General features: G+C 62.8%; 11 protein-coding genes and 2 pseudogenes. 7 read left to right on the top strand and 6 right to left on the bottom strand.

Annotation, left to right across the window (positions count from 1 at the left end; genetic code table 11):
- Positions 1 to 138: 138 nt before the first annotated feature.
- Complete coding sequence (locus BO226_RS22210; protein WP_071936090.1) at positions 139 to 1,233, bottom strand: VOC family protein; 1,095 nt, start codon at positions 1,231 to 1,233, stop codon at positions 139 to 141.
- Between the two features lie 222 nt (positions 1,234 to 1,455).
- Between BO226_RS22210 and BO226_RS22205 the strand changes: the two genes are divergently transcribed.
- From BO226_RS22205 to BO226_RS22185, 5 genes are all read left to right on the top strand, one after another.
- Positions 1,456 to 2,334: an acetaldehyde dehydrogenase (acetylating) gene (locus BO226_RS22205; RefSeq protein ID WP_071936089.1), complete on the top strand. Its 879-nt coding sequence runs from the start codon at positions 1,456 to 1,458 to the stop codon at positions 2,332 to 2,334.
- A gap of 65 nt (positions 2,335 to 2,399) precedes the next feature.
- Positions 2,400 to 3,386, top strand: a complete 987-nt coding sequence (gene dmpG, locus BO226_RS22200; protein WP_229568472.1) for a 4-hydroxy-2-oxovalerate aldolase — start codon at positions 2,400 to 2,402, stop codon at positions 3,384 to 3,386.
- 14 nt (positions 3,387 to 3,400) lie between these two features.
- Positions 3,401 to 4,879, top strand: a complete 1,479-nt coding sequence (locus BO226_RS22195) for an aldehyde dehydrogenase (protein ID WP_071936087.1) — start codon at positions 3,401 to 3,403, stop codon at positions 4,877 to 4,879.
- 87 nt (positions 4,880 to 4,966) lie between these two features.
- Positions 4,967 to 5,719 carry an SDR family NAD(P)-dependent oxidoreductase gene (locus BO226_RS22190; protein WP_024102192.1) on the top strand — a complete coding sequence of 251 codons (753 nt, stop codon included), beginning with the start codon at positions 4,967 to 4,969 and terminating at the stop codon, positions 5,717 to 5,719.
- 25 nt (positions 5,720 to 5,744) lie between these two features.
- Positions 5,745 to 6,170, top strand: coding sequence for a tautomerase family protein (locus BO226_RS22185; protein ID WP_064257723.1), 426 nt, complete (start codon positions 5,745 to 5,747; stop codon positions 6,168 to 6,170).
- Positions 6,171 to 6,237: 67 nt separating this feature from the next.
- Here the strand turns inward: BO226_RS22185 and nphA are convergent.
- Positions 6,238 to 6,766 (bottom strand): annotated as a pseudogene (nphA, locus tag BO226_RS22180) (NADH-dependent flavin reductase).
- A gap of 28 nt (positions 6,767 to 6,794) precedes the next feature.
- A pseudogene (locus tag BO226_RS22175) lies at positions 6,795 to 8,301 on the bottom strand (4-hydroxyphenylacetate 3-hydroxylase family protein).
- Positions 8,302 to 8,509: 208 nt separating this feature from the next.
- Between BO226_RS22175 and BO226_RS22170 the strand changes: the two are divergent.
- Positions 8,510 to 9,508: a helix-turn-helix domain-containing protein gene (locus tag BO226_RS22170; protein WP_071936086.1), complete on the top strand. Its 999-nt coding sequence runs from the start codon at positions 8,510 to 8,512 to the stop codon at positions 9,506 to 9,508.
- A gap of 368 nt (positions 9,509 to 9,876) precedes the next feature.
- Positions 9,877 to 10,902: an AraC family transcriptional regulator gene (locus BO226_RS22165; protein WP_071936530.1), complete on the top strand. Its 1,026-nt coding sequence runs from the start codon at positions 9,877 to 9,879 to the stop codon at positions 10,900 to 10,902.
- Positions 10,903 to 11,317: 415 nt separating this feature from the next.
- Here the strand turns inward: BO226_RS22165 and BO226_RS22160 are convergent, their stop codons facing one another.
- The 3 genes from BO226_RS22160 to BO226_RS22150 are packed head-to-tail and all read right to left on the bottom strand — an operon-like array spanning position 11,318 to position 13,097.
- Entirely contained in the window at positions 11,318 to 11,515 is a 198-nt protein-coding gene (locus tag BO226_RS22160; RefSeq protein ID WP_071936529.1) for a tautomerase family protein, read from the bottom strand.
- A 2-nt stretch (positions 11,516 to 11,517) separates the two neighbouring features.
- Positions 11,518 to 12,306, bottom strand: a complete 789-nt coding sequence (locus BO226_RS22155) for a 2-keto-4-pentenoate hydratase (RefSeq protein WP_037216937.1) — start codon at positions 12,304 to 12,306, stop codon at positions 11,518 to 11,520.
- Positions 12,303 to 13,097, bottom strand: a complete 795-nt coding sequence (locus BO226_RS22150) for a 2-keto-4-pentenoate hydratase (protein WP_064257366.1) — start codon at positions 13,095 to 13,097, stop codon at positions 12,303 to 12,305. Before BO226_RS22150 ends, BO226_RS22155 begins: the two co-directional genes overlap by 4 nt.
- Positions 13,098 to 13,104 lie beyond the last annotated feature (7 nt).

The following is a 13,104-nucleotide window of genomic DNA, read 5'->3' as shown; positions in this document are numbered from 1 at the left end:
GCAATTCTGTATGGGAAGCGCTCCTGTACACACAAAGGTCTCCGATGTGGAGAGTTGTTCAACTCGCTGTCCACATCGGAGACCTCTGGCTCTCAACAACAATCACACGATTGCGGTTGAGCGGGTGCACGATCCCGATCAGGCGGGCGAACCGGAAACCGCCCGCGAGTGCTCGATGTCGTCCGGGATGGCCTGCTCGGCAGCAGCCACATCCGGATCCTCGATCGGCGCGCCGGGACCGAAGTGGGCGAACTTCTCGATGTGCTGATCCAGCGCGAGCGGATTGGGAGTGCCGTACGTAAAGTATGTTTCCCACGGCAGTTGCGCACCGCCAACAGCGAGACCGGTATCGATGTCGGACATCTGCCAGGTCTTGGTCTCAGCGTCAGGATCGAGATGCAGATAGCCGGCTTCACCGAACAGCTCGATACGGTTTCCACCGGGCTCGAACACGTACAGGAACTGCCCCTGGGTGATGCCGTGCTTATCCGGACCAGCCTCGATCCGGATGTCATAGTCACGGAACATCTCGACCGCGTCGGCCAGGTGCTGTCCGGTGCCGTAGTAGAACGCCACGTGATGAAGCTTGCCGTTCCCACCGGTCATGTCGCGCATACAGGCAACTTCGTGACCGAGCAGGTTCGAGCTCATCCACGCCCCGATTTCGACGTTGCCGTCGACGACACGTTCAGTGGTCCGGAACCCGAGGTGCTGCTCGAACGATTCCTTGAGCGCGGTGACATTCGACGCCATCAGGTTGAGGTGATCGATGCGCTTGACCGGAATACCCGACAGCGGCTTCTTGGAAGGACGCGAAAGGATCTTGCTCTGCAGTGCCGTCGGGGCGACGTACTTCTCGACCTCCCACAACAACTGCAGGTTGTGTCCATCCGGGGACTGGAACTCGAAGGTCTTGCCGTAACCGAACTGGTCCTCGCTCCACTTACCGTCGACGTTGCCCTGCTCGAGCGATGCCACCCGACGTTCGAGTGCTTCCGGAGAGCTCGCGCGCAGCGCGGCGTGACCCATTCCTGCCTCGGGTGCCTCGGTGATCTTCAAGCTCCACTGGTACGGATCCTCGTAGCCTCGAAGGTATACGGACTGACCCTCCCGATGAGTGACATACATGCCGAGGAACTTGGTGAAGAAGTCGAGCGTCTCCTGCGGCTTGGGAGTGAACAGTTCGGCGCGGGCGAGATGCGCGATATCGAATCGAGCAGTGAGTTCGGTCATGGCTACTCCTGATCTGAGCTGTCCGGGCGAGCTGCACCGGGCTGTGGTGGTGACCACGAGCTTGCGGCGATGTAAACCAGGCAGTCGCCGACATCCGGGATAACCGAACAGGGACGTTCCCGACCGCGCACATGTTCAGGACCACAGGATTTCCGCCTTCCGACCAGCAACCCCTTCCTAGCGTCGAGCCCATCACCCGAGAGTTCAGGGAAGGCCGCACAGATGAGTCGATTGAAAGCTGCGATCGTCGGATCCGGCAACATCGGAACAGACCTGATGTACAAGTTGCTGCGATCCGAGCACGTCGATCCCATGTACATGATCGGTATCGATCCGACCAGCGAGGGGCTCGAACGAGCCCGACAGGAAGGCCTCGAGGCCTCCGCAAAGGGAATCGACTGGCTACTCAACCGGCCCGACCTTCCCGACGTGGTCTTCGAAGCGACATCAGCGAAAGTCCACGCCGCCGCTGCCCCGCGCTACGCCGAAGCCGGCATCCGCGCGATCGATCTGACACCTGCCTCAGTGGGCCCGTACGTGGTGCCGGCCGTGAACCTCAGCACGCACCTGGACGCGCCGAACGTGAACATGGTCAGTTGCGCCGGCCAGGCCACCATCCCGATCCTGTATGCCATCAACGAGGTCGCCGACGCGTCCTACGGCGAGATCGTCGCTGCCATCGCCTCGCACAGCGCCGGACCCGGCACCCGGCAGAACCTCAGCGAATTCAGCGAGAAAACCGGCAAGGCACTTGCCCAGGTCGCCGGAGCCGATCACGCCAAGGCCATCTCGGTGATCAACCCAGCCGAACCACCGATGAACATGCGCGACACGGTCTACGCCAAAGTCCGCAACCCCGACCCGGCCGCGATCGAGCGCGCAGTGATCGACATGGTCGCCAAGGTCCAGCAGTACGTCCCCGGCTACACCCTGCGCCTGGTCGACGTCGACGGCGACCAGGTCACCGTCATGCTCGAGGTCGTCGGCGCCGGCGACTTCTTGCCCACCTACGCCGGAAATCTCGACATCATCACCGCCGCCGCCGTGCAGGTCGCCGACGTCATGGCCCAGCGCACCCTCGTCAAGGAAGCAATCCAGTGACCACCACCGCCACCACCGATACACCCCGCAAGGTCACCCTCGTCGACACCACACTGCGCGACGGCATGTCGTCGGTCTCGCATCAGTTCACCACGCAGAACGTCGCCGATATCGCCCGCGGACTCGATCAGGCCGGCATCCCGACCATCGAGGTCGCCCACGGCATCGGCCTCGGCGCCTCGTCCATCCAGTACGGCTTCGCCGCCGCCACCGACCCCGAGTACGTGCGCGCCGCGGTCGACGCCGTCGACAACGCCGACATCGCCGCGCTCTACGTGCCGGGCATCGCTACCCTCGCCGAACTGCAAAGAGCGATCGACGCGGGCATCAAAACCGTCCGGGTAGCGGTGCACTGCACCGAAGCCGACTGCGGCCAGCAACCCATCGAATGGGCGAAAGAACAAGGCCTCAACGTCATGACGTTCCTGATGATGAGCCACAAACTCGACCCCGAGCCGCTCGCCGAGCAAGCCGCCAAGCTCGATTCCTACGGCGCCGACGTCGTCTACGTCGTCGACTCTGCCGGCGCCATGGTGCCGCAGCACGCCGGCGAGCGCGTCGCCGCGCTGCGGCAGGCGATCTCCGCCGACATCGGCTTCCACGCCCACAACAACCTCGGGGTCGGTATCGCCAACGCTTTGGCCGCCGCGGAGAACGGGGCGACATTCATCGACGGATCTCTGCGCGGGCTCGGCGCCAGCGCCGGCAACGCCCAGACCGAGGTATTGGCCGCCGCGTTCGAACGAGCCGGCTGGGACACCGGCGTCGACCTGTTCACACTCATCGACACCGCCGAGCACGTCGTCGCGCCGCTGATGAAAGAACCCCAGATCGTCGACGAGACCGCACTGATCCTCGGCTACGCCGGTGTCTACTCGACGTTCTTCCACCCCACCAAACGCGCCGCGAAGAAATTCGGTGTCTCCACCCGCGACATCCTGATCGAACTCGGCCGACGCGGTGTCATCGGCGGCCAGGAGGACATGATCATCGACGTCGCTTCCGAGCTCGCCGGCCGCACCTACGAACTCCCGGCCCGCGCCGGAGTCTGACACAGGAGACTGTCATGACCCACACCCACAACGCACCGTCGATCACACAGGTCCGTCATCTCATCGGCGGCGAATGGAAGCACGCATCGGACGGAGCAACTTTCGAATCGATCGATCCGCACGACGGGTCGCTACTCGGTGTCGTACCCAAGGGCACCGCCGAAGACGGACAAGCTGCGATCACCGCCGCCCGCCACGCCTTCGACAGCGGGCCCTGGCCACAGATGTCGCCGAAGGAACGCGCAAAGATCCTGCACGCGGTCGCCGACAAGGTCGACGAGCACCGCGAAGAACTCGCCCAGCTCGAAACCCGCGACGGCGGTAAGGGCATCAACCAGTCCCTGCACGCCGAAATCCCGCGCGTGGCGCACAACCTGCGGTTCTTCGCCGACTACGCGTCGATGGCCGCCAACGAGGCCTACCCCGACGGGGATCTGCTGTCCTACGTGCTCTACCCGCCTGCCGGCGTGGTCTCGGCGATCAGCCCCTGGAACGCACCCCTGATGCTGGCCACCTGGAAGATCGCGCCCGCCCTGGCGTTCGGTAACACCGCAATCCTCAAACCGGCACCCCAAACCCCACTGACTGCACACCGCTTCGCCGAACTCGCACTCGAAGCCGGACTGCCTGACGGAGTACTCAACGTAGTACACGGTTTCGGTGGCGAAGCCGTCGCCGGCCCGCTGACCTCCGATCCGCGAGTCGACCGGATCACCTTCACCGGGTCGAGTGCCACAGGAGTCAAGATCCTTCAGGCAGCAGCACCCAACCACACGCCGGTCTCGGCCGAGATGGGCGGAAAGTCCGCAAACATCATCTTCGCCGACGCCGACCTCGACGTGGCCGTACCGATGTCGATCCGTGCGATCTTCGGCGGCAACGGACAGGTGTGCCTGGCCGGATCCCGACTGCTCATGCAGAACAGCATCATGGACGAGTTCCTCGAGCGGTTCGTCGACGAGGCGAACAAGCTCAGCGTCGGCGATCCGAAGGATCCGTCGAACTTCATCGGCCCGCTCATCGAACAACGCCATCTCGACAAAGTCCACGGCTATGTCGAACTCGCGCAGCAGGAAGGCGGGAAAGTCGTCACCGGCGGCGCCCGTCTGACCGGCGACGCCCACGCCAAGGGCTTCTACTATCCCCCCACCGTCATCACTGGGCTGACCAATGACTCCCGGACCGCGCAAGAGGAGATCTTCGGGCCCGTCGAAACCGTCCTGGGTTTCGACACAGAAGACGAGGCACTGCGCATCGCCAACGACTCACGCTATGGCCTGGCCGGGATGCTGTTCACCCAGAACCTCGACCGCGCCCACCGGATGGCCGCGCGCTGGAAGGCCGGCACCGTATGGATCAACTGCTTCTTCGAACGCGACCTGCGTCTCCCCTTCGGAGGCGAAGGTGCCAGCGGCCTGGGACGTGAAGGCGGTCAGTACTCCCGCGACTTCTTCACCGAACCGCGCGCCGTGACCCTTCGGCTGCGCGGCTGATCCGGTCCTTCGACTCATCCACGTGGGCGGCCGGTGCAGTAGGTGCTGCACCGGCCGTCCCCGCTTCTCCCCGAGGAGTAATCACCCGTGACCTGCCCCAAGTTGTGTGTCGTCGTCGGCGCCACCGGTGCGATGGGCACCGAGTTCACCCGACGCCTGGTCCGTCGAGGACTACGCGTGATCGCGGTCGCGCGCAACGCCGAAGACCTCAAAACCCTTGCAGCCGAAAACAGCCTGATCATCCCCTGTGTCGCCGACATCAGCGACGACAGTGCGATCGAGGCGATCTCCGCCTATGTCGACGCGCCGATCCGGATGGCCGTGTTCGCCGCGGGTCTGCCGGTACGTGGTTCCGCCGACACCATCAGCCCCGGCGAGCTTGCTGTAGGGGCGAACATCAAGGTCGGCGGGCTGGTACGGCTGCTGCACGCAGTCCGCGGCCAGCTGGTCCCCGGATCGCGATTCGTCGCCGTCGCCGGATCGCTCGGTTTCGAACCCGGCCCGCTCGACGCCGCGCCGGGCACCGTCAACGCCGCAGTGTTCAATCTGATGCGCCAGCTCAGCGCCCTGTACGGACCGAAGGGCATCACCACACACACCATCGCGCCCGGCCCGGTCGACACGCCACGGCTCCGCAAATTCGTCGAAACCGAAGCAGCCGAGACCGGCCGCGATCTCGACACCATTTGGGAGCGCTACCGCGCCAAGACCACGCTCGGCCGGTTACCGACGCTGGACGAGCTCGGCTGGATCCTCGAGATGCTGCTCGCCCCCGAGGCGAGCGTGCTGCACGGCAGCGTCCTCAACGTCGACGCCGGCACACGCCACGGCGTCCAGTAGAGCACCACTCCAGAAAGGCCCTCTCATGCCTGTCGCACATTTCCATCTGCTCGACGGACGGTTCAGCGCCGAGCAGCGGCACCGTCTGCTTGTCGAGGCGAGCCACTGCTATTCGGAGGTTCTCGACTCCCCGCTCGAGCGAGTTCGGACCTTCATCGTCCGCTACACCACCGATGATGTCGCGGTCGCCGGCGCGGTTGCCTCCGAGAGCAGCACGGCTGCACCGTACTTTACAGCCATCGTGCTGGCGGGTCGTCCTCGCGCACAGCGCGAGGAGCTCGCGGCCCGGTTCACCGACCTGATCGTCGATGTACTCGGGGTGCCGCGTTCGGCCGTCCGTGGTCGGATCATCGAGGTGGACCCGGCGAACTGGTTCATCGGCGGCCACTCAGCAGCGGGGGTACGCGCCGACGAAATCGCCGCTCGCGCGGACAGCGGATCGTCCATCTGATCTACCCGACACCGCAAGGGGGTGGGATCGACCTTCGGCAATCCCACCCCCTGTCCGAGGGGTTTACTCAGAACCCCCACGGGTCGTCGCGCAGCAACTCGAGCGACCGGAAGCTACCGGTGTAGAAGACGAGCGGATGTCCGTCGTCATACCACAGTTGCTCCACTCGGCCCACGTGCAACGTGTGGTCACCGGCGGGATACGAGGCGTCCACCGAACAGGCCAGGTGCACCAGCGCGCCTTCGAGGAGAGGAACCTCCCGGCGCCAGACGAATCGCACCAGATCGGGTTGATGGGCAGCTCCTGCGAAGTGCAGTGACAACGGCTCCTGATCTGTCGCCAGGATCGAAACACCGTACTTGCCGGTCTTGTTGATCCGCTCGTTCGTCTTGGCTCGGTTCGCGATGGATATCAGAACAAGCGGGGGGGTCGAGCGAAACGGAGGTGAATGCGTTGGCCGTCATACCGTGCACCGACGCGTCGTCCTCGCTTTCGGCGGTCGTGACGATGGTGACGCCGCTGGCGAACCGGCCGAGGGCCTTCCGCATCTGTAGGGGGGTGACCTCGATCCCGCCGTTCGGGGTGTTGTCGGTCATGGTCGTGCTCGTCATCGTCGCGTCCCGTTCAACCACGCACGATCTTCAGATCATCATTGCTGATCAAGTCCGGACGTGTCCACCCGTCGACGTTGTACTCGGACATGCACTTCTCGGCGAAGCCCTTGAGCTCGGTATCCAGTCCCTGGGCCTGGTAGGCGAACAATGTCTGGAAGCGGACGGCCTCGTGGTCGCCACCGTAGTTGCGCTCGTACAGCTCGTGCCGACCTCCGAACTCGGTGCCCACGGCATCCCACAGCAGCTTGAGCAGCTGCACACGATCGATCGCGGTGATGCCGTTGGACCCGCGCACGTACTGGTCGAGGTAGGGCCGGATGTCGGGGTTACCCCAGTCGCTCGAATGCGAATTCAGGTAGATCAAGCTGCTACCGCAGCGTCTGCTGGATGATCTCCTTGATCCGCGGATAGCCCACCCCCATGAACGTGCGATAGGCCAGACCGTAGTTCAGGTTCGGCTGCACAGCCCCGTTCACCCACTCATCGGGAGACTTGGCCATCGCATCCGACAAGCCCCAGAACATATCGCGCCAGTTGAGGATCTCGCCGATCTGCATCTGGACACCACGAAAATTGTTGGTACCTGTCGTCTCCACCGCCTTCAGAACACAGCCGGCGATGAAGTCGAGCTTGACCGCCAAGCGTGCACAACCATGGAACATGAACCGAGCCATGAACCCGGACTTCGTCACAAATCCGTTCGTGGTGTCCGCGTCATAGGCAAACACGTTCTCCCACGGAACCAGCACACGATCGAACACCATGATCGCGTCGTTCTCGTCGAAGCGGCTCGACAAGGGATTATCGAACGGGCTGCCCATCACTGCAGCGTTCATCTCGTAGGACGTCCGACAGAACAGCTTCAAGCCCGGCGAGTCCATCGGAACAGTGAAGATCAACCCGAACTTCTTGTTGCGCAGCGGAAGTCCATAATGGGCGATGAAATTGGCATTGGTGATCGCAGACCCGGTCGCCACCACTTTGGCGCCGGAAACGATCACGCCGGCGTCGGTTTCCTCCACCACATGTACGCAGATGTCCGCGGTCTCGTCGGCAGGCTTATCACGGTCGATGGGCGGATTGACGATCGCGTGATTGAGATAGAGCACCCGCTCCTGCGCCTTCTTGTACCAGTCGAGTGCGTTCTGCCTGTACTCACCGTAGAAGTCCGCGTTGGCACCGAGGGTCCCGAGGAAAGAGGCCTTGTAGTCGGGCGACCGGCCCATCCACCCGTACACCTCACGTTGCCACGCGACGATCGCGTCGCGGGACAGAAGAAGATCGTCGGAACTGTGGGCGGTCTTGAAGAACGGGTGCGTGAATCCACCGTTACCCGTATCGGTCGGCACCGCCAGCACCCCCTGGGCTTCGGGGGTATGAAGCGCGTCGTACATCCGAGCAATCGAGCGAACCGAATTCCGGAAAGCCGGATGAGTCGTGACATCCGGGACACGTTCTCCGCGGAAATACACTTCGCGTCCATCCTTCAAGGACTCGATGTACTCCGCGCCGGTCATCGGCCGGACATCGTTGGGGGTTCCGGTGGAGGTCTCGAGAATAGTTGGCGTCGTCACGTGCTCACTCCTGTTGTCGAGCTCAGACCGAGACGGTGTTCTCGGCCGATGCGAATCCAGGCGCCGCTCCGAGGCAATTCCGCACTCGACGGTCCGTACAGAGCCGGCTCCCTGTGACACGGAACACTAGATTCCGGAGGTACCGATAAACATGACTGAGCGCGAACGATGGAGTGACTCCACGCGTAAATCCACCAAACCCACTGTGGTATCTCTCGATACGCGAGGACTCGACTCCACGGAAGGCCGTAATCTGTGGGCGAACACAGTCGGCACCCTCTATTGCGAGTCGGACGTGGCATGGCCCAATCCACGCCAACCGTTCATCGCAGAATGGGGCGGTCATCCCATCGGAGAACTGCATGTCAGCACGATGCGCGCGGACGTCCACTCGGTCATCCGTTCGCCGGCGATGGTGCGTTCGGACGACGCGGGAGACTTCCTCGTGTTGGTGGTGACCGACGGTAACGTCCGCGTCACCCAAAACGGACGCAGCGGAGTTCTCGAGCAGGGATCGTTCGCGTTACTGGACTGCGCCGCCCCGTTCGAATTCGAAGCCGAGTCGAATTTTCGTCAGGTCGTCATCGACACTCCCAGACCCCTGCTCGAAGCGCGGTTACCCCAGCGAGTACTCGAGCAGGGAACCGGGCTGCCCCTCAGTGGGATCTCGGGAACGGGCCGACTCGTGAGCAGGTTCCTCCTCGACGTCGCCGAACAGGACCGGACACTGCCGACGAGGTCAGCGGTCTCGATATCATCCGTCGCTCTCGACCTGCTGGTCACCGCCCTCACCGACAGCGCCACCGAGACCGACCCGACGAAGATCAGTCACGCGCGTGATCTGGCCGAAGTGCAGCGGATCGTCGAGCGACAGCTACACGATCCCGCTTTATCACTATCCAGGGTCGCTGCAGAAGCGGGGATGTCTGTGCGACACATTCAGAACCTCTTCCGTGAGCAAGGCACGACCCCCCGCGCCTGGCTGTACCGCACACGGGTGGAGCGAGCACGTAAGTACCTCCTGAGCACCGATCTGACAGTCGCCGAAGTGAGTGAGCAATCAGGCTTTCGCGATGTGTCCCATTTCAGCCGCACATTCCGCGCCGCATACGGTTCCAGCCCTGGCCGTTATCGAACCGAACACCGCTGACCTACACAGGTGGCCCGATTCGCTCCGCGTCACCTCCGCGGCTCATGCCGACAGTCGAGCCGGTCCTGCGCCCACTACCGCGAACTCTTCCGTCGAGACAGTTCGCGAGATCGACACCAGATGCATGCCGACTACGCGGACGTAGGACACGGGTGCTTCGCGGCGAAGTCGAGCGTCATGGGGTTCCGGTCGGTGTCACTCCTTCAGGTGATCCAATCGCCCCAAGCGGAGCAGCGCGGGTCACGATCTACTCCGTTCGGGACGAGTGCGGGACGTGGAAGCTGTGGGCGTGACTCCGGGGAGCGAATACCTCCTACATCCGAATCCGGTGTGATCTGCAACACTAGAATATGGAGGTGGGCAGCGACATGACCGACAGTGCACAGAACAATGACTCCGATTGCACCGACAAGGCCAGCGCCAAGGTCGTAATCAGCACACGCGAGCTCGAATCGAGCGAGGTACGTTCGCGGTGGATAGACACACTCGACTCGACATACTGCGAACTCGACGTCGACTGGCCTGACACATCGAACTCGTTCGGGGCGGAACTGTCGGTGCGTCCGTTCGTCGACGTCACAGTCAGTGTCGTACGCGCAGACCCACACACAGTAATCCGCACCCCGAACATGATCTCGTCCGATCCCAACGACGACTACCTACTGTGCTTGATCACGAGCGGTACAGCGGTCATCGGTCAACACTCTCGGTCCGCAAAGCTCGAAAGCGGGGCGTTCGGAATCCTCGACTCATCGGCGCCGTTCATCGTCGACGCCCAGACCGAGTTCGAGCAGATTGTCGTCCGCGCGCCGCGCGCGGTGTTTGCGCCACATCTTCCCCTGGAAGCCGTAGCGGAGATTACCGGTGAAGGTTTTTCCGGCCGCAGCGGCATCAGCCGATACGTCTCTCGCCTATTCGTCGACATGGCAACTGACGACTCCCTTCTTTCGCCCAACTCCTCAGCCTCCGTTGCCGCGTGCGCGATGGACCTACTCGTATCCGCCATCAGTGAACGCACAACTCCGTTCAACACCACTAAACGAATTCACAACAAGGACTTTCGAGTCATACAGCAGGCAATGCAACGACACATGACAGACCCCGAATACTCGATCAGCGACCTTGCAGCCGAACTGGGAATGTCCGTGCGGTACATCCACAAAATTTTCAGCGCAGCAGGCACGACACCACGCACATGGCTGAATCAACAGCGGCTCGAGCGAGCTCGCAAACTCTTGCTGAGCACCGACGCCACGATCTCTACCATCAGCGTCCGCGTAGGTTTCCGCGATGTCTCGCATTTCAGTCGAGCGTTCCGACGTCGCTTCGGGACCAGCCCACTGCATTTCCGCATGCAGCAACTCGGCACCAGCACCAGCAGCGACAACGGGTGATCCAGACCGCCACGTTCTGACCTGTAGCCGTCATCGTGTATCCAATAGCAGTTTCCGAACTCCCGCGAAGGTTTTCAGCAACCGCTGGCAAGCTGTTGCGCAATCTCGTCTACCCGGCGTGCTGGCGCGTCCGCAAATCGAACGCGCCAGCACCAGCGTTGAATCTCGCCGACACCCTCGTAGATTTCCGACGATCTCGCCTGCGACGTCCAACCGCAGCCATCTGCGACGTTGCTCGTCTGTCCCCGGTCAAGGCATTGCCGGCGACGACGTGCCGTCGTCATAGCGACTCCCCGAACGAGAGAAGGAACAGGGCAGTCCGTCCCAAGCCCGGTCTACGTGTCCCTTGCACTCATCGTCTTGTCCCGACTCGCTTGCATTGACACGAAGATCGTTCGGGAGAATCAAACGAAAGTCATTGAGCAGGAGATCGTTCTGCAATCGTCACATCACCGGCGGCAAAGTGAGTAGCCGGAACTTCACGCAGCACCACCCGAATGTTGCTCAACGGCGCGTCCACGGCCCGCTGGGTGGCAAAGGTGAGTTCATGTATCAGTGCGCGGAGCTGTTCGGGCGAACGCCCTGCGGAAATAGTCACCTCGATGAACGGCATCATCAGCCTCCTGACACATTTACGGTACCGAGATGAGTGAAGTGAGCAGCGATCCGCGCCCCCGGCCGGACCGGAACCGCATCCGTCATCCCCCCGGTGAGGATCACCCAGCCCGGCTCGATTGCCAGGCCACGCTCGGCGAGGGTGTTCGCCGCGAAAGCCAGCGCCTCCGCCGGATGGCCGTGCACAGCAGCTCCTGTCGCCGAATCGACGATCTCACCGTCCACTTCGAGCAAGCAGGCTTCGAGACCGAGGTCCAGCGAGTCCGGCCGCACACTGATGGGACCGGTGACGTACCGGCCGGACGAATTGTTGTCCGCGACAGCATCCATCATGGAGAACTTGTAACCCGAGAACCGGCTGTCGATGATTTCGATCGCACCGACCACATGGTCGACCGCCGCGAGCGCAGTCGCCGCCGAGACCCCGGGCCCTTCGAGTCGACGTCCCATGACGAACGCAATCTCCGGTTCGGCACGCGCGTGGATCATCTTCTCCCGGGGCACCGGCTCACCGATCGGAAGGATCATCGCGTCCGTCAACCACGCCGTCGACGGCGAGTCGACTCCCACCTGACGCTGCTTCGCCTTGGAGGTCACACCCAGTTTGACACCGGTGACCCTCTCCCCCCGCGAGATCCGCATTTGCAGCGCAATATCTTGAGCCTCATATGCCGCGGCCAGATCGAGACCGTCCCATTCTGCGAGAATCGACGTCTGCGCGACGCCGCTATCCTCCGCTCGTATAAGAACATCGGCCACTTTGGCCGGGCTCCATAGTTGCTCGGTCACTGTTCGTCCTTTCCGCCGAGCACGGCGGTGACGGTGCCGAGCCCACTGATAGTCGCGACGATGGAATCGCCGGGTGCGACAGGATACGCACCGGTCATCGAGCCGGGCAGCACCACGTGCCCCGGCTCGAGAGTCACGCCGAGCGGACCCACCGTGTTGGCCAGCCACACCAGCGCATTGAGCGGTGACCCGAGAACTGCGCCACCGGCACCGGTTGCGACGAGCTGGCCGTTGATGTGCAGGTTACAGCCAGCCAGACGCAGATCCAGCTGGTCCAACGAGACCGGGCAACTGCCGAGTATGACCCCGCCGGACGAAGCGTTGTCGGCGATGGTGTCGAAAATTCCGATCTTCCAATCCTTGATCCGCGAATCCACAATCTCCAGCGCAGGCAGGACGAAATCCACTGCCCGCGCTGCCTCTGCGGCAGTCACGCCTGGGCCGGCCAGTGGACGACCAAGGACGAATGCAATCTCCGGTTCGATACGCGGTTGCAGAAACGTGCCGCTGGCGATGGGATGGTGCTCCAGATGAAACATGCTCTGGGTGAGATGCCCGAAGTCGGGCTGGTCGACCCCCATCTGTCGCTGAATTGCTCGCGACGCGAGGCCTACCTTGTGTCCCTTGACGACATCGCCGGCCGATGTCCACTGCTCTACTTGCGCCTGCTGGATGCGGTATGCCACTTCTAGGGATGCGTCGGGATACTCGGGCGTCAGCGGGTCGATCGGCTCGGCGGTGCGATACGCGTCGAGCAGACGATCCGCTGCCTTCTGAACAGCAATATCCATAGTTCCT

This window comes from Rhodococcus sp. 2G (assembly GCF_001886355.1).
GTDB classification, from domain to species: Bacteria; Actinomycetota; Actinomycetes; order Mycobacteriales; family Mycobacteriaceae; genus Rhodococcus; species Rhodococcus pyridinivorans.
This window is presented reverse-complemented; position numbering and strand designations above follow the sequence as displayed.